The organism is Achromobacter sp. 18P8.1.1, assembly GCF_057799415.1.
On the sequence record NZ_JBYOKH010000008.1, the window covers coordinates 104,489 to 125,332 of the forward strand.

Annotated in this window: 21 protein-coding genes; 11 read left to right on the plus strand and 10 right to left on the minus strand. The window is 59.5% G+C overall.

Features of this window, described 5'->3' with window-relative positions:
• Positions 1–169: 169 nt before the first annotated feature.
• From AC27VE_RS08130 to AC27VE_RS08140, 3 genes are read right to left on the minus strand one after another with little or no spacing between them, the layout of a single operon-like run.
• Entirely contained in the window at positions 170–1,507 is a 1,338-nt protein-coding gene (locus tag AC27VE_RS08130) for a hypothetical protein (protein WP_488703534.1), read from the minus strand.
• On the minus strand, positions 1,507–3,534 hold the full coding sequence (locus AC27VE_RS08135; protein WP_488703535.1) for a hypothetical protein: 2,028 nt from the start codon (positions 3,532–3,534) through the stop codon (positions 1,507–1,509). Before AC27VE_RS08135 ends, AC27VE_RS08130 begins: the two co-directional genes overlap by 1 nt.
• A gap of 2 nt (positions 3,535–3,536) precedes the next feature.
• Positions 3,537–4,532: a PDDEXK family nuclease gene (locus tag AC27VE_RS08140; RefSeq protein ID WP_488703536.1), complete on the minus strand. Its 996-nt coding sequence runs from the start codon at positions 4,530–4,532 to the stop codon at positions 3,537–3,539.
• Positions 4,533–5,070: 538 nt separating this feature from the next.
• On the opposite strand from AC27VE_RS08140, the gene AC27VE_RS08145 reads away from it, so the two are divergent.
• Together AC27VE_RS08145 and AC27VE_RS08150 are read left to right on the plus strand one after the other, a co-directional pair.
• Positions 5,071–6,042, plus strand: a complete 972-nt coding sequence (locus tag AC27VE_RS08145) for a TniQ family protein (RefSeq protein ID WP_488703556.1) — start codon at positions 5,071–5,073, stop codon at positions 6,040–6,042.
• A 211-nt stretch (positions 6,043–6,253) separates the two neighbouring features.
• A complete protein-coding gene (locus AC27VE_RS08150; RefSeq protein ID WP_488703557.1) occupies positions 6,254–6,973 on the plus strand; it encodes a TniQ family protein in 720 nt (239 codons plus the stop codon).
• A gap of 353 nt (positions 6,974–7,326) precedes the next feature.
• Here the strand turns inward: AC27VE_RS08150 and AC27VE_RS08155 are convergent, their stop codons facing one another.
• The 5 genes from AC27VE_RS08155 to AC27VE_RS08175 all read right to left on the minus strand — a co-directional run bounded on the left by AC27VE_RS08155 (position 7,327) and on the right by AC27VE_RS08175 (position 12,410).
• Positions 7,327–8,331, minus strand: coding sequence for an alpha/beta hydrolase (locus AC27VE_RS08155; protein ID WP_488703537.1), 1,005 nt, complete (start codon positions 8,329–8,331; stop codon positions 7,327–7,329).
• A 189-nt stretch (positions 8,332–8,520) separates the two neighbouring features.
• Entirely contained in the window at positions 8,521–9,600 is a 1,080-nt protein-coding gene (locus tag AC27VE_RS08160; protein ID WP_488703538.1) for an alpha/beta hydrolase, read from the minus strand.
• Between the two features lie 2 nt (positions 9,601–9,602).
• Complete coding sequence (locus AC27VE_RS08165; protein WP_488703539.1) at positions 9,603–10,427, minus strand: carboxymuconolactone decarboxylase family protein; 825 nt, start codon at positions 10,425–10,427, stop codon at positions 9,603–9,605.
• A 181-nt stretch (positions 10,428–10,608) separates the two neighbouring features.
• On the minus strand, positions 10,609–11,502 hold the full coding sequence (locus AC27VE_RS08170; RefSeq protein ID WP_488703540.1) for a LysR family transcriptional regulator: 894 nt from the start codon (positions 11,500–11,502) through the stop codon (positions 10,609–10,611).
• 5 nt (positions 11,503–11,507) lie between these two features.
• On the minus strand, positions 11,508–12,410 hold the full coding sequence (locus AC27VE_RS08175) for a LysR family transcriptional regulator (protein ID WP_488703541.1): 903 nt from the start codon (positions 12,408–12,410) through the stop codon (positions 11,508–11,510).
• 158 nt (positions 12,411–12,568) lie between these two features.
• Here AC27VE_RS08175 and AC27VE_RS08180 point away from each other — a divergent pair, with 158 nt between their 5' ends.
• The 4 genes from AC27VE_RS08180 (at position 12,569) to AC27VE_RS08195 (ending at position 15,593) form a co-directional block, all read left to right on the plus strand.
• Positions 12,569–13,558, plus strand: a complete 990-nt coding sequence (locus tag AC27VE_RS08180) for an aldo/keto reductase (RefSeq protein ID WP_488703542.1) — start codon at positions 12,569–12,571, stop codon at positions 13,556–13,558.
• A gap of 16 nt (positions 13,559–13,574) precedes the next feature.
• On the plus strand, positions 13,575–14,168 hold the full coding sequence (locus AC27VE_RS08185; protein ID WP_488703543.1) for a flavodoxin: 594 nt from the start codon (positions 13,575–13,577) through the stop codon (positions 14,166–14,168).
• Positions 14,169–14,177: 9 nt separating this feature from the next.
• Positions 14,178–15,029, plus strand: a complete 852-nt coding sequence (locus AC27VE_RS08190; protein ID WP_488703544.1) for an aldo/keto reductase — start codon at positions 14,178–14,180, stop codon at positions 15,027–15,029.
• A 96-nt stretch (positions 15,030–15,125) separates the two neighbouring features.
• Positions 15,126–15,593 (plus strand): (R)-mandelonitrile lyase, encoded by a 468-nt coding sequence (locus AC27VE_RS08195; protein ID WP_488703545.1) that lies wholly within the window; start codon positions 15,126–15,128, stop codon positions 15,591–15,593.
• A gap of 492 nt (positions 15,594–16,085) precedes the next feature.
• Here the strand turns inward: AC27VE_RS08195 and AC27VE_RS08200 are convergent, their stop codons facing one another.
• A complete protein-coding gene (locus tag AC27VE_RS08200; protein ID WP_488703546.1) occupies positions 16,086–16,361 on the minus strand; it encodes a type II toxin-antitoxin system TacA family antitoxin in 276 nt (91 codons plus the stop codon).
• Positions 16,362–16,823: 462 nt separating this feature from the next.
• On the opposite strand from AC27VE_RS08200, the gene AC27VE_RS08205 reads away from it, so the two are divergent.
• From AC27VE_RS08205 to AC27VE_RS08225, 5 genes are all read left to right on the plus strand, one after another.
• The gene (locus AC27VE_RS08205) at positions 16,824–17,786 is read left to right on the plus strand and encodes a Bug family tripartite tricarboxylate transporter substrate binding protein (RefSeq protein ID WP_427958945.1); all 963 of its coding nucleotides are present in this window, start codon (positions 16,824–16,826) and stop codon (positions 17,784–17,786) included.
• 4 nt (positions 17,787–17,790) lie between these two features.
• Positions 17,791–18,432 (plus strand): glutathione S-transferase family protein, encoded by a 642-nt coding sequence (locus AC27VE_RS08210; RefSeq protein ID WP_006222029.1) that lies wholly within the window; start codon positions 17,791–17,793, stop codon positions 18,430–18,432.
• A 10-nt stretch (positions 18,433–18,442) separates the two neighbouring features.
• Positions 18,443–19,225, plus strand: a complete 783-nt coding sequence (locus tag AC27VE_RS08215) for an aldolase (protein ID WP_006222028.1) — start codon at positions 18,443–18,445, stop codon at positions 19,223–19,225.
• 86 nt (positions 19,226–19,311) lie between these two features.
• Positions 19,312–19,866 carry a helix-turn-helix domain-containing protein gene (locus tag AC27VE_RS08220; protein ID WP_006222027.1) on the plus strand — a complete coding sequence of 185 codons (555 nt, stop codon included), beginning with the start codon at positions 19,312–19,314 and terminating at the stop codon, positions 19,864–19,866.
• A gap of 44 nt (positions 19,867–19,910) precedes the next feature.
• Positions 19,911–20,276, plus strand: coding sequence for a cupin domain-containing protein (locus AC27VE_RS08225; RefSeq protein ID WP_006222026.1), 366 nt, complete (start codon positions 19,911–19,913; stop codon positions 20,274–20,276).
• Positions 20,277–20,286: 10 nt separating this feature from the next.
• Here AC27VE_RS08225 and AC27VE_RS08230 read toward each other — a convergent pair whose 3' ends face one another.
• Positions 20,287–20,655 (minus strand): hypothetical protein, encoded by a 369-nt coding sequence (locus AC27VE_RS08230; protein WP_488703547.1) that lies wholly within the window; start codon positions 20,653–20,655, stop codon positions 20,287–20,289.
• Positions 20,656–20,844 lie beyond the last annotated feature (189 nt).

The following is a 20,844-nucleotide window of genomic DNA, read 5'->3' on the forward strand; positions in this document are numbered from 1 at the left end:
CACTTAGTATCACGACGCCTCCCGCCAGTCTAGAGCGCGGCCTCAGGCCGTGCTCTCATCCGATCGACGAGCATCATCTCGCCCGGGCTTTGAACGATGAGCAAAGCACCGATCCACGCCGCCAGGTTGCGATTAGGCGTCCGTTGCGGGATGACGCCGGGCTGACTGGCTATCTTTTTTTGGAGCGGTATAGGCCACGCCCGAAACGAACCGCATTGGTCGTCAGCTCCTCCATGAGGTTCTTGCTCTTACGGCGAGGTTTCACCGGCGTGGCGGTCGGGGCTCTCGCGCGTCCGGGAGCAGTGCGGCCTGGTGTGGCGGGTAGCAATGCCAAAGATGCCTGTCGAGCCACCTCGTCACATGCCGCTCTCTGAGCCTCATCGATGCCTTCGCCCTCGAGTGAAAAAGATTGCCTGAGAGGATTGTGATACTCGCTCCTTTCATCCTGGCTCACCATCTGGGCGGTAATGGCATCGACCTGGTATCGAGCAATCGCAAAATCTGCGGATAGGAAAGCCTCTTTGATGTGATCGAGCGTGACGCGGCCTGGTCTTTTCCTCTCGTAGGCTTTCCGGTACGAGATCTTCAGAAGATCCACAACAAAGCGTTTGATTCCTCCGGTGTACTGGTGGATCAACTCATGTTCGTTAAGCGTCCCCGGAGCGATGGTCTCACCCAGACTCACGTCACAGCATCGCAAGTATCCCTTCCAATCGTCCGTGCCGGCGACATCGCGCTGAAGTTCAATTGGCCGAGTGAGTAGGCGTTGACGCAGCTGCTCTGGGGATCGATTTAGCGCTTTGATAAGGCTGAAGTTGGCAACAAACAATAAGGGAATGCCGAACTCCATGAACTGAAGGAGAGTGTTTCGGATAGAGGTCGTGCTGATTCCGCCCACCTCGAACTGTGTTTCGTCTATGAGGATGTAGGGAGCACCTTTCGTATACGCAAGGTGCGGAAAGCGGTAGATCGCATCTTTCAGCTGGCATTGGCGAGCATTTGGCAAATCTCGATTGATGTAATCGTTCAGATAGCTTTTTAATCCAAGGCTTTTTTGCAGAGTGACGGGAATCGGCCCCTCCATCGGCGCATCGATTAGCCCGTTGGTATCCTGAACTCTCCTCGGTGAGAACAGGCGGCAAAACGCCTTGAGTAGCTGACTTTTTCCTACGCCGGCCAGGCCTGTCAGGCAGATCGGATTGCTAAATGAGCTAGCCTTCGAGTGCATGGAGGCATGTATTCTCGACATGTACAGGCGCTCGCTTTCGTAGGCGTATTCACAATATGCGAGGGCATGCTCGATGAGGCGTCTTAGGATGGTTAGATCCTGTCGTGAAGGATAGTAGACCGAGGCAAGTGTCTTGCTTACTCTAATCTCTACCGCGCTCGCACTAACGCTCGTGTCCAAGAGCATCGGTTCTGGCATCACACGAGAAGCCGCGCGAAGATGGGCGTCGCTCAGCAGGGGGATAAACCGGCTAACCCATGGCGTCGACTGAAAGTTCATCAGCGATCTCCCTGCAATACGCTCACATGAGCGGCACGCTCTCTGGCCGAAGCTTTTGGTGTTCGCTCGCTCTGCCGTGTGGTCAGCTCAGGCTCTTTGAACGGTCTGCCGGAGTGTGATTGTTCGTTCAGCATGCGTTGGGAGGCCACGGCGAGGCGATTGGTCTCCTGTCTGCGGCGGTTCACCCGCTTGCGTTGTTCCAATTCCGCAGCCTCGAATTCGCTCAGGTTGACGTCCTCGTCACCGGCGTTGCAAATGCTCTCATTGTCGAGTTGCAGCAGTGTGGCGCCGATTTCGACCCAAATATGGCGCACCGAAAGCGGGAGGAAGTAGGCCTTAACCTTCCTCACCCGCTTGTTTTGTGTTGCTGGGATTTCCCGAGACAGAGATTCCGAGCGGAAAATAATGCCGCGAAACCGTGCGCCGTCCCTGGTCAGAGATATCGTCTCTTTGGGGAGAAAGCTTCGCACCGCCTCATCGAACGAAAGTGCTTGAGCACTGGTCCTTCCGACTTTGATGAGGTCGGCTGTAAGGGACGCGGGGGTGGGCCTGACATTCCTTCTGGAAAGAGTTGCGGTGTATCCGGTATCTCGCAATTGGGTCTCGTTCTGCGCTATGCAACGAAATATCTCGCTCGCTACGAGTTCCGAGACGGTCTTGTCGCTCTTGATGTAGGTATGCGGCTCTTCCATTTTCAGCGTCTTCGGATGTTTTCCTTCAACGAGAGCCTTGGACTGACCCGAGCCGCTAGGCGTCAGTTCACGAATCGGCAGCCTGTGCGTCCGCGTTATCCGTCCAGGTACCTCAATTCGGTCATACAGCGTTGCACCTGCTCCGCGATCAGAGATAGCGCGCAAGGGGATCCCATGTCCCACCCATTCCGACTCTGCGATTTCAATGCCGAACAAGGAGCAGAATTTCTTTTTGTCTATCGCCATTGAGAAAAGCATCGTCCAGTAGGCGACGCTGTGCTCCCCCCGCAGTGAAAAGCCAATACCCACTATCTGAGACGTCGTAGCGCACACGGCTCGGACGACGCATATCGGGTCAAGTTCCTTTTTGCTAACGTAGCTGTGTGGCTTCTCACGAGGAAAAAAGCCGTCGCATTCAACGACTTCCATGAAGTTCGTCAGAGGCTCCCTAAAGGTGCCCTTGTTGCGGCTCTTGCGCCTCGCAAGATTTTTTCCGAGTTTCGCCTCCCTGACCCTATTGCGGGAGATTAGATTCTCAACGGTAGTTACGTATTGACGATAGGTGGGCAACACAGTACCCGTGGGAGAGATGTATCGTCTGTTGCCATCTGGGGTCGGTGCCGTCTGAGCGTGGAAAAATTTGACCATGGCCTGTGGATAGATCGACGTAAGGTCCTTCGTCGCGCGGGCCAAGTTCAGGAAGGACTTCTCGATAAGCGCGATGTTTTCCTTGGTCAGACGACTCGTGGTGACTAGGTCCGGCTGGCCATTAGGTCTGCCGTAGGCCCTGCAGCCCGTTCTGTCGGTGCGGTCGTAATGTCCGATCCGTGCAAATGCGGGGTATAGGGAAAGTTCCGACCTCCCAAAACAAAGATAGGAGACGAGCCAAAAGCGGATTCTTCGTGGGGTCTGATTTCTTACCTTGATCATCTGGTTAAGGTAGCGCTCAGGATTTGCCGCGGCTACGATCTCGGGCCAGGCATCGACGTAGTCCACTATGGCCAAGACGCGTTCCTGCGCTCGCCAGATATTGCTTTTTTTTGCATGAATGCGCTCTCCGTCTACAGCCCTGAGATCTATTCCCTCTAAGCCCTCGAGATGCGGCGGAACAGTAGGCTGATCCTCTTCTTCCACGATCTTGCCGCTGAGAATACCGCGCTCAAAATCCTGCTGCCGCAACGCAACCAGATGCGCATCCCATTCTCGCTTTCCCCGCTTGATGGTCGCCAAAAGCGCCCGACCGGTGCGTGTGCAATTCACTAAGAAATAAAAGTCTTCGTCTGCCGCTAAGTTAAGGTAGCCTTCGGGCGCGACTAGTTTTGTTCCAATTTGCATTTCTACCTCGCGAACCAGTGAGAGAATTCGACGAGTGGGTCGCGGCGCTCGGGGCGCAGCGCTCGATCCACCAGAATCGGTGCGTACAGATCGACCCGAATCTTGCGACGGTAGACCCCTTCATAGAAAAGCCGCAGACACTCGTCCCGGCTCAACTCGTATCGTTGCTGCAGGTCAGGAAGCACCGCGTACAGAGGGGTCTTCGTGCCGACCACAGATCGGAAAGCCTTCCATACGTCTTCGCGCTTCTGGATATCACCAGGCAAAGGACGCGCGGACCACGCCAGAAGGATCGTCAAGTTCGCGATCAGCAAACGATCGATGGCATCTTCACTGACTTGTATAGTGGGGATGTCAGCGGCAGCGAAGTACTCCGCTTCAAGGGCGTGGCGTGAAGTTACGCGCTCATCGGCGCGCCTCTGATACTCCCTGGCACGCAGGACGTTTCCGATAGGCGAAGAGAACCCGGCCACAGTCTTTTTCACCGTCCAGTTAACGCAATAGAGTCCCGCGCGATCCTCCATTACCAGAAGAAGGTCACCCAAGTACGGGAACGGCATAGGGATCAGGTCGCCCCGTGGATTGTTGGGATCCTTGACGTAGACGTAGGGATGGTGCGCTTTGATTCCCCGGCGTTCAGCAATCCGTTTGGCGATCTCCAACGTACCGGGCAGCGGAGGGAAAACTTCACTACGCGCGCGAGGGTGCGACGCCAACGGATGGGGAGCTTTTTGCAGGCTCAGTGCGTGCTGCTCGTGCAAGTCGACCAGCATAGGGTGGTAGACAGCGAGGGATACGGCCGACCTCTCGGCCAATGAGAGGCAATGTATGTCGCGGCCGAGAGCGCTGACGAACACCATGGATGCTCTGCTAATGCTCGGAGCTTCCTCTCTGGTCGCGCGCTGCGCAGGCTCATAGGCAGCGCCCCACTTCGGGCTGTTCTGGCGACGGAGAATGGTACGAAGTCTTGCTTCGCTAATAAGGGCCTTCTTGGCCATAAGTTCAGTTCCTTGAAGGATCAAGTTCAAGGCCCAAGAACTAGGCACTTTTCCTCTGGACGAGCGCGTCCAGAACTGCGCTTGACTTGCGCAGCCCATCGAGGCAAGATGGGCGTGGGAAGATAGAACCCAACGCACATCTCGAAAGCCGAAAAGCTCCTGCAAGAGCTTTTCGGCTTTGTGCTTTTGATCTTGAGCGGGGGCTTAAAGGGGGGCGGAGACTCCTTTGCGACTTAGGTGCGTTGCTAAACGTGCTTGGTCGATGCGCCCAAGCATTTTGGCCGGCCGGAACTCCTCCCGGCCAGCCCAATGATTTTGAGCTATTGAGCCATTTCTGTCGACAACGAAATTTTTTGACTTTGGGCAAACTTTCGGGTGATTTCGTTGTTACAATGCGTCCCTAATTTTCGGCATGGGTTAGAATAATCCTACAATATCAATGGGTTATGATTTGACTTGGCCACGCATCTGAGTTAGATTTCGGGCAGCAATGGCCTTTAAATCGTCGATTTTTCTGAAATCGATTGTTCCAATTTTGATGCTAATTGACGGCCCTCAAGGGCGAGTGCATTGCCCCATAAACGACTGGCTGGCGGACGATGAGACCTTCTTCAGCCTGTGCAGTCGCATCCACTTTTCCGCTGGTTGGCGACGCGGTTCCGACACTTGCCGCCTCTTATTCGACCATCCAGTCCTGGGCCTGCAGCACGACTTTCCATCGAGGCTGAGCGTTTTCGTGACCGCGACCGGATGCCGGTTCGGCGACGCCGCGCATCTGGTTCAGCACACGCTATTTCCGTTCTTTCTCGCGTGGTTGACCGTAGACCAAGCTGCAGAGGCGCAGGCCAACATTTGTAGTGATAGCAGCTCGTATGCGTGGAGGTTTCGACTGCGAACGGCGACTTGCCGCTTTACGTCGGAGCATCCGTTAAAGGGATGTCCGGTTTGCGTAGAGGAAGATCTTCGTCAGATTGGGACGTCGTATTGGCGCGTGCATCATCAGTATCCGGGAGTATGGGTATGCAGGGTTCATCACTGCTTGTTGCGTACGCAGCAGCGACGAAAGAGTCGCACAGGAGGGCAGTCATGGTGCTTGCCCGTGATCGAAGAGATGTCCCTTGTAGAGGCTCTCCAACCTGAAGAGTTTGGCGCGCTCGAGCGCTTCACAGACTACTGCGCAGCGAGCGTCAGCCGTCTAACGGCGGTGCCTGCTGCGAGCTATGTTGGGCGCATTCGCGTAGCGCTTGAGGAGATCAGGCCAAGTGACTCGACGCGAATCCGGAAACGACTTGAGGCGGCGGCCGACTTGTATGTGGCATACCTGGCGGTCCTTCGGCGCTGTCCCGATATGCGTGTGCTACCGGCGGACAAGCGCTTAGCTATGGCCTGGTTGTGGGCGGTGAAGTACGGTGCTTGGGATCGCCTGCATCCATTGATTTTGCTGAGTATCGGTCACTGGGCCCTGGAGCACCGGAGGAGCGGCACTGATGCAGCGGAGAAGTGTCGATAGTGCTGACGTCAGCCGCTCGCCTTTGCGAAGGTCCGACACGCTGTCTGTTGTATAGGAAATAGATGTAGTGGTAGTAGTTAAGCCCGCTCCAGGCGAATTCTATCTTGGGCATTACGCGCGGAACTGGCGCATCAATAACAATGGCGAGACCCTAATTCCCTCGATAGCACGACTTCCGCACGGGCGGGTGTCATGGTCCTATCCGAACGAGATGCTGCCTTACCCGTACTCTCACTTTGCGCGCTCCCTTGGATTTGAGAGCGAGTCATACTGGAGGGCACACACACTGCAGCCGCTGCAGTTCCTGACGAGCTTTTCCCGTGAGGCCCCCGCGGTAGAGTGGGCCTTTTCCATCACACGGCTTAGAGTAGGGTGCGGGTACAACAAAGAGGAAGTCGTGCGGTACTGTCCGGCGTGCGTGCAGGTGGATGAAGACACGTTCGGTTTTGCCTACTGGCGCCGCGATCATCTTGTGCCGGGAGTAGACCTCTGCTTTGTACACGGCTTGCCGCTCATTATCTTCAAAACTGAGCATCGAGCCACTGCATTCATCTATGCGCCCGGTGAAGAGAGCGTGGACCTAGAAGACACGCCCAGGGGATTGAATGAGGCGAAAACCAACGTCGTTGTGCAGAGCTACCTCAATCTGGTGCAACGCGCTATACACGCTGTTTCGTACTTCCCGGGAGACTTTGTTCCTTTCCAAAAGAGGGTTCGTCGAGCCCTTGGAACCGGGCCGATCGCTGAGCAAGTATGGGTCGGTGAAGCGCTAGAGACGCTGCGTTACTCTGTGCCAGAGCAGTGGTTGATCAGGCACTTTCCGGCGTTCACGAGAACTGCAGCCGCAGAGGATCGATTTCTAAATTTCGGTATGCGCCTGCAAGACCTTCCCGGTACCGCTTTGCTCTTATTGAAGGCATGCACAACATAGCTTGCCGATGCATCTTGCGCGACTGATGCACTTGAGCCCGGGTTCTAGTGTCATCACGATGTGGTCGAGCAAACTCCATTCGCGTCATTTCAAGCGTCAGCAAGGAGGGCTGTCTTTGCGTGGCAACACGCTAGTAGCCGATCGTTGGTCGCCGCCCGAAACTTAGACGCCGAACGACAGATTTCGACCCATAACGGCCATTGGTTGTCTGTCTACGAATGACTGCTACCCAGTGAAGGCGATCGTCGGCAACTTCTACGGCGGCGTCGATAGGACGCATGTGAAAATCGCTTCAGATCGCTTGCACATGGGTGAATGGGACCTTTCGGATCCTCACCCCGTGCTGTTAACGATCACAGGGTTCGAGCGTAGAACGGCTTGAGTTGACCGAGCGCGGCATCCACATACTTGGGAACCCAGTAGGTCTCGATGTGGGTCGCGCCTTCGATCAGGAACAGTTGCTTGTCGTTGGTTCCCGTGGCCTTCGGGAAGGCTTCTTCGGTCATATACAGGCTGTCCGCCTTACTGCCGGCGATCATCAGCAAGGGCTGGTCTATCAATTCGATCTGTTCGGTTGCATCCCAGCGCATCAGATCCAACAGGCTGCTGGTCGTGTACTTGAAGGTAGAGCCGGGGTGGGCGTGCGTTCTCCAGTAGTACTCGTAGCCCTGCCGATACATTTCGAACGGCAGCGCGGCAATCTGTGCATCTGTCATGTCGGCGTCGCCGGAGTACGGGATCTTTCCTCCTGCCTTTTCCTGGGCGCGTGCTTCGGACGCTTGCTTCAGGCGCTGTTGGATCGTGTTCAGTTGAGAATCGGCGAAGCCATTCCGACGAACTCGGCCGGAGTTGAACATGCTGATGGTCGCGATCGACTTGAAACGCTTGTCGGACTTTGCCGCGGACAACGAGTAGCCGCCTCCGCCGCAAATGCCGAGTAGCCCCAGGCGTGTGGCATCAACACCCGGGTACTGAGTGATGAAGTCCGCTGCGCCGTGGATGTCCTCTATGCGGAATTGCGGCTTGTCCGTGCTGCGGGGCTCGCCGCCACTGCCGCCCTGATAGGCGGCATCCATCGCGATCGTAATGTAGCCAAGTTCGGCCAGGTGCTGGGCATACAGGCCAGCGACCTGCTCCTTCACGCCGCCATTGGGATGGGCCACGACGATTGCGGGATATTTCTTCTGCGCATCGTAGTTCGACGGGGTGTAGACGTTGGCAACGATATCCAGGTCGTTCAGCTTGTACTTGACCGGATGAATATTGACCTTGCCCGGTTCATTCTTCGAGAGGGCGCCGGCGTAGACCAGCGTAAAGGGATTCTTCTTGTAGTCGGCCGCGACGGCGGTGGCGCTCATTATTGGAACTCCTATGATTGCACTGGTGACAGCGAACGCGGATGCGCCGAGAAAATCGCGTCGGGTTCTGCTGATAAATGGATCTTTCATCTCAATTTCCAATGTTGTTGATTGCGGAGGCTGGTGTTGCGCAAGCTGGGCCGATTTCCCAATGCCTAGGCGATGCATCAGGCTGCAGTTGCGCGCTTGTTAATCCAGACCTTTCGCGGCAAGAAACCGTGACACCAGATCGGCGATCTGGATGTTGTTCAGGTCGGACATCAGAAAATGTGTGTTGCCCCGAATGCCGACTTCCGGCAGGTGCACGAGCTGCGCGTCGCCACCATGTTTGTTGATGGCGGCGACCCAAAGGCGGGCCATGGCCAGGCGCACCCGCCAGTTGTCCTGTCCGCGCTCCGTGGTCGGCTCGGTCGGAAAGTTGTCGCCGTAATAGATGATGATCGGGATGCGCGTGAGCTTCTCGAAGTCTGCCAGCGGCACGGCCTCGGGCCTAAGCGTCCCTGCCGCACTTGGCATCGCGGGGGGAAGCTCTCCTTCAGGGAAGATGAACCCGCTACCGGGTTCCAAGGCGACGATTCCCTTGACGTTCTTGCTTTTGATCGCGGTCAACCACCCCGGTCCGCCTGCCTGAGAATGCGATATCAGGATGCCGGGCCCCGTCTTTTCGAACAGCGCGGCCATGGCGTCCGAAATCACTCCGGCATCGAAAGGACCGGTATTGGGTGTGACCGAACGGAAGAATTGGTCCAGCGTTTCAGACTTACGGTCGAACTGAACGTTGTCGAAGTACCTTGGCCATTTGCCGATCCGGAATTGATCGAAGAACAGTTGATCGAAGGGGGTGGGCTCGATCGTGGTTGCCACGGTGCTATTGCCGGCGCGACCGCGGCGAGGCTGATCGACGAGATAAACCGGAAAACCACGACGCAGAAAAAGGGTCTGAAAACCTTCACGGCCGTCTGACGTCGTTTCCCAGCTACGCGCCGATTGGTATGCACCATGCAGCATGACCAAGGGCAGCGGTCTGGGGTTCTGCGGGACTTGATAGAAGGCGTAGAGGTGGTCGCCGTGGTATGTCTGCCCTTCGGCGGTTGGCTTGTTGTTGTCGTACAGCCCAGGCTTCTGCACGACGCGTCCGCCGACAGCGAAGCTGCCTTGTTCCTGGATGACAAGCGGACCGCTGGCATTGCGTGGGCTGCCGGGAAGGGCTGTGCAAGCCGTCATCGAGCTCAGCGCGATGCACGCGAGCAGGGTTTTGGTGAGGTTCATGTTCAGCGCCCCGAGGTCGCGGCAAGGGCCTGAGTCAAGGCCGCATCCGCACGCTCCGCGGCCTGTTTGTCGCCGCGCTCAGCCAGAATCTGGGTCAACTGGCGCAACTGCGCTGCCGTCAAGCCTACTCGCATGCTGGCTCGCATGTGCGAACGCAACTGCGCTTCCACGCCGGGCGTAGCCGCCAGCGCCCCGACAGTGGCCAATTCGCGGCTCTGCCAGTCGAGGTTGTCGCGCTCGAAGATGTCGCCGAACAAATGGGCTTGCAGGAATTGATTGATGATGGGGGCAAAGTCCATGACGGGGCCTGTCACCGGCGCGCCCGAGATGCGGGTCTGATTGGCCTTGCCTACCGCTATCAGTTCATCGCCGGTGGGAATGACGCGGCCAGGTTCGCGTCCCGGTGCGTCTTGAATCCCGCGTTGCTTGCGTGCCTCGACCACCTTCAGGAGTTCGCCAAGCGCGTTAAGGCTTTTAGGAAAGCCGACGTATGCATACAGCTGCACCAGGATTTCCTTGGCCTCGCTGATGGTCATGCCGGCGTCAAGCCCTTGGTTCAAGGCCGTGTTCAATTGGGGCATATCGCTTGCGGCCATGAAGGCGGCGATCAGGGGCACGGCCTGCTGTTTCGCGGACAAGGTATCCGAGGCGGCTTGTGCGGGCATCGCTTGCGTTGCCTCAGTTTTTGCAGTGGCATGACCGTGTGCGAGCGTTAGCCCGGAAGTCAGTGCCATCACAACACCCAACGTGCTAATCGCAGGCTTGTAAGCAGGCTTTTTTTGAATCATCGGTGACAGCTCCATCCCGTTGCTCGGATTGGCCGGCATGCATATCGGCCAGGGGTGGCGGCATGGTGTCGGCGAAAGGCAAAACGCCGGATGAGGGCTTGGGTTTGCCTTTCCTTTCTGGGAGCTGAAAATGCTACGTGATGCGGACGCTTCGATTAAGCCCCTGATTCCGCATTCACTACTGAGGTGAACTCATAAATGACGCGGAGCCGCGAACTGGCTATGCGCGATGTCGCAAGGCCTCGACAACAACTGCCAAAGCGCCGGAGGACTGGCGTCGGCTTGGGTAGTAAAGGTGGTACCCCGGATACGGGCTGCACCAGTCTTGCAGCACACGAATAAGCCGCCCCGCGGCGATATCCTCCAACACCATATCCTCCGGAACGTAGGCCAACCCACAGCCCGCCAAGGCTGCCCGGGCAATGGAGGAACTGTTGTTGAACACCCATTGGCCACTGACGGGGTACTTGGCCTCTTCGCCATCCCGGTCAAGATCCCAAGGAAGGAAGCCTCCGTGCGTTGGAAGTCGCAGCCGGATGCAATCGTGTCGAGTCAGTTCCTGGGGCGAGCGGGGTGTGGACCGTGCGGCGAAGTACTCGGGCGAGCCCACCACCGCCATGCGCAGGTCCGGGCTGATGCGTACAGCGATCATGTCCTTGGCGACTTGGTCTCCCACTCGAACGCCAGCGTCAAAGCGTTGGGAGACGATGTCCGCCATCGTGTAGTCGATGCTGATCTCGACGTTGATGTCGGGATAGTCGCGCATGACCTTGGACAGTTTGGGCCAGAGAACGCTGGTTGCTGCATGTTCGGCGGACGTGATGCGGATGGTTCCCACCGGCTTGTCGCGTAGATCCTTGACGGCCGCCACCTCGGCATCGATGTCGTCGAAACGAGGCGCCACACTGTTGAACAGGCGTTCGCCCGCTTCGGTGGTCGCAATTTTGCGAGTGGTGCGCGTCAGCAGTCGGACGCCCAGCCGGGATTCGAGGCCGCGAACGGCATGGCTCAAGGCAGAGGGCGATACGCCAAGCAGGGCGGACGCCCGAGTGAAACTGCCTTCTCGCACGACATGAATAAAGGCGAGAACATCGCTGAAAGTCTCCAGGGCCATATAGGTCACACCTCTTTCTCGGGGTGACGCAATGCGTCGATCAGCACGGTCATTGCTCGGGACAGATGCCGGCGGCTGGGGTAATAGAGATGGTATCCAGGAAGCGTCGGACACCAATCCGCGAGGACCGTACGCAGGCGGCCCTTCGCGATATAGGGGGCAGCCATCTCTTCGGTCAGGTATCCAAGGCCAAAGCCGGCCAGCGCCGCCTGAAGGATGGGCTGGGTCCGGTTGAAGACAAGCGACCCATCGACTCGAACGCTGATCTGCTGTTTGCCCTTCTTGAACTCCCACGCGTAGAGTTCCCCGTGGCTCATCAGCCGCAGATTGATGCAGTCGTGGTCGGCCAGGTCCTGCGGTTTCAAGGGAAGGGAGCGCTTGGCGAAGTAGGCGGGTGAGCCGACGATCACGAAACGCAAGTCGGGGCTGATACGCACCGTGGTCATGTCCCGGGCCAGATCGCCGCCGAGGCGCACGCCCATGTCGTAGCGCTCCGCGACGAGATCGACAAAGCGTGATTCCGCGTTGATCTCGACCTTGATCAGTGGGTACTCGGGAAGCACTTTCGCAAGCCTGGGCCAGAGCACGGTGTCGGCAGCGTTCTCGCTGGCAGTGATGCGGATCGTGCCGGCCGGCTTGTCCCGCAGTTCTCCGACGGCCAACAGCTCGGCCTCGATTTCCTGGAATCGGGGAGCGATGTTTTGCATCAATCGTTCCCCGGCCTCTGTCGGCGAAACGCTCCGGGTGGTGCGCGTCAACAGGCGAACGCCCATCTTGGCCTCAAGAGCGCGAATCAGATGGCTCAATGCCGATTGGGAGACGCCGAGTTGGGCGGCGGCCCGCGTGAAGCTTTGCTCTCGCGCGACCGCAATGAACGCCAACAGGTCGTTGTAGCTGTTTTTCGCCATCTATGAGTTCACCTCATAAGTATTTGCAGATTTTACTCTCTAGTGCGGGCTAGACATGATGGCTACATTCGCTGATGTAGCGATGCCGCCAGCTGTCCGGCCGTATGGCGAACTCTGGTGGGTCATATTGGACGGGCGCGTTTGAAGGAGTAAGACATATGCAAAAGCGGAAACTTGGAAATAGCACGTTGGAAGTTTCAGCCCTCGGGTTAGGGTGCATGGGTTTGAGCCACGGCTATGGGCCGGCAATGGATACCGGTCAGGCGGTATCGCTGATTCGCGCCGCAGTCGATCGCGGTGTGACCTTCTTCGATACGGCGGAGGTGTACGGCCCCTACCTCAACGAGGAGGTCGTGGGCGAAGCGCTGGCCCCTGTGCGCGACCAAGTCGTAATCGCCACCAAGTTCGGTTTTACCTTCGGCGACGACAACAAGCAGCAGATCCTCAACAGTCGCCCCGAGCACATCCGTTGGGCCGTCGAAGGTTCTCTCAAGCGCTTGAAGACCGACGTGATCGATTTGCTCTACCAGCACCGGGTTGATCCCGACGTGCCCATCGAGGATGTCGCCGGCACAGTCAAGGACTTGATCGCCGAAGGCAAGGTCAAGCACTTCGGCCTGTCGGAAGCGGGCGTACAGACGATCCGCCGCGCGCACGCTGTGCAGCCGGTCACCGCCTTGCAGAGCGAGTATTCGCTGTGGTGGCGCGAGCCGGAGCGAGACGTCTTGCCGACCTTGGAAGAGCTCGGCATCGGATTCGTCCCCTTCAGTCCGTTGGGCAAGGGTTTCCTGACGGGCGCTATCAAGGACGGCGCAACTTTCGGCAGCGACGATTTTCGCAGCAAAGTGCCGCGCTTCTCGCCGGAGGCTATCCGGGCGAATCAGGCCTTGGTGGACTTGCTCGGCCAGATCGCCAGGGACAAGGGTGTCACGGCCGCGCAGATCGCACTCGCCTGGTTGCTGGCGCAAAAGCCTTGGATCGTGCCTATCCCTGGAACCACCAAGCTACATCGCCTGGAAGAGAACCTTGGCGCAGCCTCCGTCGAACTGTCCATCACCGATCTGGACAGGATCGCGCAGGCCTTGGCGGACGTGAAAATTCAAGGCGACCGCTATCCGGCCGCGTTGCAGGCCCGCGTGGGTCGATGACATCAAGGAGGCTTGGATGACTGTCGCCCATGATTCGACTCGACGTACGGTGATGGCTGCGCTTGTGGCGCTTCCCCTGGGAGCCGCGACCACGGCATCGAACGCTCAGGGCGGTGAGATGCGACAGCTGGGCTCGCGGACACTGGTGGTCTATTTTTCACGATCGGGCAATACGCGCGTCGTCGCCGGTCTGATTCATCGTGCGCGTGGCACCGATCTGTTCGAGATCCGGCCGGGGAGTGCCTATCCAGAAGACTACGAGCAAACGGTCGAGCAAGCTCGCAAGGAGACCGAGAGCGGCTACAGGCCGCCTCTGGAGGCGACGGTGCCCGCCATCGCGGGCTACGACACGGTGTTTCTCGGCTTTCCCATCTGGGGCACGACCGTGCCCCCAGTGGTCCGTTCTTTCCTGTCCGCGCACGACCTGTCCGGAAAGGCCCTGATCCCCTTCATTACCCACGGCGGCTACGGGCCTGGGAACAGCAAGTCAGTGCTGGCAAGCGATGCGCCGAGGGCGCGGTTGCTCGATGGCTTCGTCATGGAGATGGACCAGGAGCGGCGAACGATGGAGCGCGTGACCAGCTGGCTCGGCGGCGTCCCAAAAACATAGGAGCTAACCATGCAACAAGTCACTTTGAACAATGGCGTCGTGATGCCCATCCTTGGCTATGGCGTTTTCCAGATTCCTGACCCGCAGGAATGCGAGCGCTGCGTGATCGAGGCCATCGACACCGGCTATCGGCTGATCGACACGGCGGCGTCCTACCTGAACGAGGAGGCGGTTGGCCGGGGCATCAAGAATGCCAGCGTCCCGCGCGCCGACCTCTTCGTGACGACGAAACTCTGGGTGCAAGACACTGGGTATGAGCGCACCCAGCAAGCTATAGACAAATCGCTGCGTCGTTTGCAGCTGGACTATCTCGACCTCTACCTCATCCACCAGCCATTCGGTGATGTGCATGGGTCGTGGCGCGCAATGGAAGACGCCCTGAAGGCCGGCAAGGTTCGAGCTATCGGCGTCAGCAACTTCCATCCCGACCGGTTGATGGACATCATCGGCTTCAACGATGTCGTGCCGGCGGTGAACCAGGTGGAGGTCAATCCGTTCCTTCAGCAGGAAGCAAGCGTGGCCTTCATGCGTGAGAACAGCGTGCAGGCTGAGGCCTGGGCGCCGTTCGCCGAAGGTCGCAACAACCTGTTCCAGAACGAAGCGCTGGTGGACATCGGCCGCAAGCACGGCAAATCGGTGGGGCAGGTCGTGCTGCGCTGGGTGACGCAGCGCGGGATTGTGGCGCTGGCCAAGTCGGTGCGTAAGGAACGGATGGAAGAGAACCTGAGAGTGCTCGACTTCACCCTGGATGAAGCTGACATGGCCCGCATCGCCCAGCTCGAGACTGGCGAAAGCAGCTTCTTCTCGCACCGGGATCCGGCCATGGTGAAGTGGATGAGCGAGCGTCAGCTCGACATTTGACGGGCCGTGGTCAGCCTTGTTCTGAAAAAAATGAAATGAACAAGGAAATCAAGCAAATACCATGAACCAATCAAAGAGATTTCAGAAAGGATGAACATGAAACTCCCCGCAGCAGCCCTTGCCTTGTCCCTTGGCGCGTCGGCCGTCTATGCGGCCGAACAGGAGCCGATCAACGTCACGCGGGTCGGTTCCAACCCAAGCAGCGCGGGTGCGGAGCAAAACTTCACCGGATCCGTGTTTGTGGATTCGCGCTTTCAAGCCGCTGCGCCCGCGCGCGTGGGGGGAGGCGTTGTTACCTTTGCGCCTGGCGCACGCACAGCTTGGCATACGCATCCGTTGGGCCAGACGCTCATCATTACGTCAGGTGTGGGGCGAGTACAGAAATGGGGCGATACCGTGCAGGAGATCCGCCCGGGCGACGTCGTTTGGATTCCACCGGGCGTCAAGCACTGGCACGGAGCCAGTCCGTCAGTCGGCATGAGCCACATTGCAATCGCTGAATCCCTAGATGGGAAGTCGGTGGATTGGATGGAAAAGGTCAGCACGGCCCAGTACGGGCAATGATATTGATCGACTTAAGCATTGGCTGGTGGAGAACAGGGACTTGCTCGAAAGCAGGGTTCTGATGCCTTTGGCTCCCTGATTGGATCGCCCGGGATGCGAGGGCGCCAGCGCTGAGAGTAAAAGCAGTCACTGAAACGACAGTTGTGGGCGACCGCTTCTGGCCGAGAGCGGTCGCAGAAAAGTCCCAGCGCGTGGAGTGCAGCGGTTTATCTACTGGGTTAACTTTGGTGAGATTGTTGACGCGGACGCAATCGACACAGGTTTTAGTGAGTGAACAGCAACCCTGAAGCCCGGGCGTTGAATGCATCCGGACCCAAAATGGCCCGCACTATGCCCTTGCCCGGTGGAGACGTTTCGCCGGGTACATGATTATCAGCGGCGTCCCTGTGCATGTCCGCCTCCGGCATCTCTCCGCTGGGCGACCCTGTTACGAACAGATCACTGTCGCTGGCGCCAACCGGAGCAGTTAGACTGACCCCGTCTGAAAAGTCGCTATTTTGGCTTTCGGAACATTTGCCGTTCTCGCACAAAGGCTCGAACCAACGCTTCGTTTGGTGGCGGTGGGTCGATCAACGCTCGCGCAAAGGCCTTCTGAGCCGCCTTGGACAAAGGAATGACGTCCCTATTCTGGACGACGACATGGGCGGCGTGGACCAGAGCACTGACTGCAAATTCATTCACGGTGCAGCCGTCCAGAGCAGCCGCGCGTTCTAAGAGCGCACGGAACTCAGGCGTCATCTTAAGCCGTAGCTGATCGGATCTACGCATCTGAACCTCGCGACATCTGATACGGAGTGGGTAGTGGATAGTTTAGTCGCGAGTTCAGACAGCCTCACGCAATTTGAGAAGAGCTTCTCCCGGCGCGCTTAGCTGGCGAAGTAACTGCGGAGGAAGCTTCCAGCGCGCGTGCCGCTGCTAGCGATACTTTTCCAGCGCAACGGCAGACCTGCCAAGACACATATTCCATCCGCCCTTTTTGACAGTGACATCGGGCTCAGGGTGCAGCTTAAGGTCATTCGATTCGAAGACGTAGCTGCGGCTTTTGGTGACAATACGTGCGAGTTGGCCGTAGTTGCGGGATTCAGTGAAAAGGCGAACTTCGGCGAAAAAGGCGAACTATATTGTTGCTACTCAGGGATTTCCCCAATCACATTGTCCTTGCGGAAAATCAATGCTCTATAGGACACTTCGTGTCATTAGGGCTGACACGGCCCAGTCAAGGGGAATGGCATGAAGGTTCTGAGCAAGGTGGCCGCGCTGGCGCTGGCGGCGGGAATGGGGGCAGGCGCGCACGCGGCGTTTCCGGAGCGGCCCGTTCGGCTGGTGGTGCCGTTTGGGGCCGGGGGCATCACGGATATCGTGGCGCGCCAGGTGGGCAAGGGCATGGGAGACGTACTGGGCCAGAGCATCGTGATCGAAAACCGCCCCGGTGCGGGCGGGATGATCGCCGCGCAGGTGGCGGCCACCGCACCGGCCGATGGCTATACGATCTTCATGGGCACGGTCGGCACGCAAGTGGTGAACCCGCTGATCTACAGCAAGCTCAGCTATGACGCGGACAAGTTCGCGCCGGTGGGCATGGTGTCGGGGTCGCCCTATGTGCTGGCGGTGCGGGCGGGCTTGCCGGCGGCGTCGTTCAGCGAGTTCGTGGCGTACGCCAAAGCCAATCCGGCGCGCTTGAATTTCGGGTCGGCGGGTAACGCCAGTTCGCCGCATCTGGGGCTGGAGCTGCTGAAGCTGACGGCGGGCCTGGACATCGTGCACGTCCCGTTCAAGAGCGGCAGCGAAGCGGTCAATGCCGCCATTGGCGAGCAAGTGGATGTGGTGATGGACGCCAGCCCGGTCATCATGCCGCACGTGGCGTCCGGCAAGCTGCGCGCGTTGGCGGTGGCGGCCGACAAGCGTCTGCCGTCGGCGCCTGCCGTGCCGGCCAGCACCGAGGTGGGCGATGCACAGCTACAGATAAGTTCGTGGAACGCTTTCTTCGCGCCGGCGGGCACGCCGCCCGAGGTGCTGGCTGCATTGAACGCGGCGTTACAGAAGACGCTGGCCTCGCCCGAACTGAAAGAGCGGCTGGCGGCGCAGGGCACCCAGTTGTACACGGGGACGCCGCAGGAGTATCAGCATTTCATCGCCGGTGAAAAGACGAAGTGGACCGAGATCGTGAAACGCGCCAACATCAAAATGGACTGACCGCATGACTCAGACGATGCATCCCCTGGCGGGCAAGCCGCTGGAACTGGCCGATACGCTGCGTTCGGGCAACGCCTGGAAGATCCGGCTGGCCTGCGGTTTCATGGGCTTGCCGCTTGCGCGCCGGACCTTCGACATTGTGCAGGGCGACCTCGAGACCGATGCGTTTGCGCGCATCAACCCATGGCGGCAGGTCCCGGCCTTGCTGACGCCAGAGGGCGAATGGCTGGCCGAGTCCCAGGCAATCCTGTGGTATCTGGCCCAAGGCACGTCCTGGCTGCCCGAAGACCGGCTGGCGCAAGCGCAGGTCAGCAGCTGGCTGAGCTTCGAGCAGACCCAGCATATGCATGCCTTCGCCCAGCCGCGGCTGTTGATCCACCTGCGTCAGACCGCGGCCGTGGATGATCCGGCGATGGTCGCCTGGCGCGCCATCGGCATGAAAGCGGCGGCGCTGATGGACGCGCATCTGAATGGCCGGACGTACCTGGTGGGCGACGCGCCGACGATTGCCGACGTGGCGCTCTACCCCTACACCAGCATGGCAGAGCAGGGCGGTTACGACCTGTCCGCCTTTACCCATATCACTGCCTGGCTGGCGCGCATCCGCGCTTTGCCGGGATTTACGCCGTTGATGGAAACGGCATGACGGAGACATGATGAGCGATACGATGCACTTGGGAAAAGACGAACTGATTGCGCGCGCGAAAGCCGAGATGCAGCGTCAGTTCGACACGCCGCAATGGAGTCTGCGCGAGCGCTTGGCGCTGACTTGCCGCATCCTGTTCGACGGCGGCCACGATTCCGGGCTCGCCGGGCAGATCACGGCGCGGGCGGCGGAGCCGGGCCGGTACTACACGCAGCGGCTGGGTCTGGGCTTTGACGAGATCACGGCCAGCAATCTGCTGGTGGTGGACGAAGACCTGCGCGTGCAGGAAGGCGGCGGCATGCCCAACCCGGCCAACCGCTTCCATTCCTGGATCTACCGCGCGCGGCCGGACGTGAACTGCATCATCCACACGCACCCGCTACACGTGGCGTCGCTGTCCATGCTGGAGGTGCCGCTGGAAATCTCGCACATGGACAATTGCCCCTTGTATGGCGACGTCGCGTTCCTGAAGGATTGGCCGGGCGTGCCGGTGGGCAACGAGGAAGGCGAGATCATCTCTGCGGCGCTGGGGGATAAGCGCGCCATCCTGTTGTCGCACCACGGCATGCTGATCGCCGCGGGTTCGGTGGAAGAAGCCTGCGTGTTGGCGCTGCAGTTCGAGCGCGCCGCGCGCATGCAGCTGCTGGCGATGTCGGCCGGCAAGATCCAGCCGATTCCGCCGGCGCTGGGCCACGAGGCGCATGACTGGATCCTGACGCCCAAACGTTCCCAAGTGGGATTTTCGTACTACGCCCGGCGTGCGTTGCGCACGCATGCCGACGTGCTGGCCTGAGGCAACGCAAGCCGGCGGGGTAGGGCGGCTCGACGGCGGGGCCGGTTTCGGGCATGCTTACCGGTCGGATTTTCGACCCACTGCCCATGATCGACCTGCCCCACCGCCTCCGTACCCTGCGCCGTCAGCAAACCCTGTCCCTGGAACAGCTGGCGCAACGCACGGGGCTGACTAAAAGCTATCTATCCAAGCTGGAACGCGGCTTGAGCGAGCCGTCGATTTCGACCGTGCTGCGGCTGGCCGAGGCCTACGGCGTGGGCGTGTCACAGCTGGTGGGGACGGATGACGCCGCGCAGGACGAAGTGGTCAGCGTGGTCCGCGTGGCGGACCGCGAGGCCCTGCAACGTGGCGGGCTGGGCAGCGAATATCATTATGAATCGCTGGCCGGGCGCCGCAAGGTCAAGGCGATGGAACCCTTCGTGGTGCATCCGCCGCGCGACTTTCCGGACGCGACCGCGGTCTTTCCGCATCCGGGCGAAGAATTCCTGCTGGTGCTCAAGGGCGCCATCGAAGTCCATGTGGGCGAACGCCAGTTCCGCCTTGAGACCGGAGATTCGGTCTATTTCGATTCCGAACTGCCGCACCGCATGCGCACCGTCAGCCGGGCCATGGCCGAGGTGCTGGTGGTGGCCGCGCATTGAGCGCCGTCGTCTGGAAACCGCACAACAATATCCATAGGTGTCCCATGAAACATGACCAGTCGCGGCTTGTCCGCATCGATGCCGGCCCGCTGAAGGATCCGGTGCCCGGCAAACCCCGCCGTCCGATTTCGGGTGATGCGGCCTTTCTGACCGTGACCGCCTTCGAGGGCAACGCGGGCAAGGCCGAAGCCGGCGTATGGGAAAGCACCGCGGGCGTGTTCCAGTCGAACACCACGGGCTACATCGAATTCGGCTACATCGTCGAAGGTTCGGCGCGCCTGGTCGACCCGGACGGCACGGTGCACGAATTGACCGTGGGCGAGGCCTTTGTCATGCCGGAAGGCTATACCGGCCGCTGGGAAGTGGACCAGTTCGTCAAGAAGATCTACTTCATCACGCGCCTGGGCTGAGGCCCGGCCGCTACGGCTGCGGCCGCTGCGGATAGGCCGACGTGCCGAACGTGTTGCCCATGCGGTTGCGGATCGTGGCGGGCGTGGGCAGGCCCATCTGGTTGGGCGGGCGTTGCGTGACGGCTTCGGACTCCAGTCCGGTTGCCGGCCGGTGCGGCGTGTCAGGCGCCATCTTCTGGTTCAGGCAATCGTAGGACAGCGCCCGATATCCATTGACTTCCGTATCGATGCAAGCGCCGCCGGGCGCGGCGGGTTTCTGCACGCCTGGCGCTGGGGCGGCAGGCGCTTGGGGCTCGGCCGCCCACGAGGGGGCCCCAGCCAGCGCGGCCGTCAGGCATAGCAGAACAATGCGGCCTGCGGCCAGGGGCACCGTGCGCATGCGCGCTCCTTGAGCAATGCCGGCCGGAGGCGGCCGATGTGATCCATCAAGTATAGGGACGGGCGCGGCCGCGCAGGTGACCATTGCGTGTCGGCGGCAGGGGCGGTGCGGCAAAGGTGTCACGAATGCGTCATTCGGCGCCTCTAGCATGGCGGCTTTTGTAAGGGCGGGCGCCGAGGCGCCTGGTGT

What these genes read in the sequence shown, in the direction of transcription:
- AC27VE_RS08130 (WP_488703534.1), bottom strand. Translation starts at nt 1,507, where the DNA reads ATGAACTTTCAGTCGACGCCATGGGTTAGCCGGTTTATCCCCCTGCTG.
- AC27VE_RS08135 (WP_488703535.1), bottom strand. Translation starts at nt 3,534, where the DNA reads ATGCAAATTGGAACAAAACTAGTCGCGCCCGAAGGCTACCTTAACTTA.
- AC27VE_RS08140 (WP_488703536.1), bottom strand. Translation starts at nt 4,532, where the DNA reads ATGGCCAAGAAGGCCCTTATTAGCGAAGCAAGACTTCGTACCATTCTC.
- AC27VE_RS08145 (WP_488703556.1), top strand. Translation starts at nt 5,071, where the DNA reads ATGCTAATTGACGGCCCTCAAGGGCGAGTGCATTGCCCCATAAACGAC.
- AC27VE_RS08150 (WP_488703557.1), top strand. Translation starts at nt 6,254, where the DNA reads ATGCTGCCTTACCCGTACTCTCACTTTGCGCGCTCCCTTGGATTTGAG.
- AC27VE_RS08155 (WP_488703537.1), bottom strand. Translation starts at nt 8,331, where the DNA reads ATGAGCGCCACCGCCGTCGCGGCCGACTACAAGAAGAATCCCTTTACG.
- AC27VE_RS08160 (WP_488703538.1), bottom strand. Translation starts at nt 9,600, where the DNA reads ATGAACCTCACCAAAACCCTGCTCGCGTGCATCGCGCTGAGCTCGATG.
- AC27VE_RS08165 (WP_488703539.1), bottom strand. Translation starts at nt 10,427, where the DNA reads ATGCCGGCCAATCCGAGCAACGGGATGGAGCTGTCACCGATGATTCAA.
- AC27VE_RS08170 (WP_488703540.1), bottom strand. Translation starts at nt 11,502, where the DNA reads ATGGCCCTGGAGACTTTCAGCGATGTTCTCGCCTTTATTCATGTCGTG.
- AC27VE_RS08175 (WP_488703541.1), bottom strand. Translation starts at nt 12,410, where the DNA reads ATGGCGAAAAACAGCTACAACGACCTGTTGGCGTTCATTGCGGTCGCG.
- AC27VE_RS08180 (WP_488703542.1), top strand. Translation starts at nt 12,569, where the DNA reads ATGCAAAAGCGGAAACTTGGAAATAGCACGTTGGAAGTTTCAGCCCTC.
- AC27VE_RS08185 (WP_488703543.1), top strand. Translation starts at nt 13,575, where the DNA reads ATGACTGTCGCCCATGATTCGACTCGACGTACGGTGATGGCTGCGCTT.
- AC27VE_RS08190 (WP_488703544.1), top strand. Translation starts at nt 14,178, where the DNA reads ATGCAACAAGTCACTTTGAACAATGGCGTCGTGATGCCCATCCTTGGC.
- AC27VE_RS08195 (WP_488703545.1), top strand. Translation starts at nt 15,126, where the DNA reads ATGAAACTCCCCGCAGCAGCCCTTGCCTTGTCCCTTGGCGCGTCGGCC.
- AC27VE_RS08200 (WP_488703546.1), bottom strand. Translation starts at nt 16,361, where the DNA reads ATGCGTAGATCCGATCAGCTACGGCTTAAGATGACGCCTGAGTTCCGT.
- AC27VE_RS08205 (WP_427958945.1), top strand. Translation starts at nt 16,824, where the DNA reads ATGAAGGTTCTGAGCAAGGTGGCCGCGCTGGCGCTGGCGGCGGGAATG.
- AC27VE_RS08210 (WP_006222029.1), top strand. Translation starts at nt 17,791, where the DNA reads ATGACTCAGACGATGCATCCCCTGGCGGGCAAGCCGCTGGAACTGGCC.
- AC27VE_RS08215 (WP_006222028.1), top strand. Translation starts at nt 18,443, where the DNA reads ATGAGCGATACGATGCACTTGGGAAAAGACGAACTGATTGCGCGCGCG.
- AC27VE_RS08220 (WP_006222027.1), top strand. Translation starts at nt 19,312, where the DNA reads ATGATCGACCTGCCCCACCGCCTCCGTACCCTGCGCCGTCAGCAAACC.
- AC27VE_RS08225 (WP_006222026.1), top strand. Translation starts at nt 19,911, where the DNA reads ATGAAACATGACCAGTCGCGGCTTGTCCGCATCGATGCCGGCCCGCTG.
- AC27VE_RS08230 (WP_488703547.1), bottom strand. Translation starts at nt 20,655, where the DNA reads ATGCGCACGGTGCCCCTGGCCGCAGGCCGCATTGTTCTGCTATGCCTG.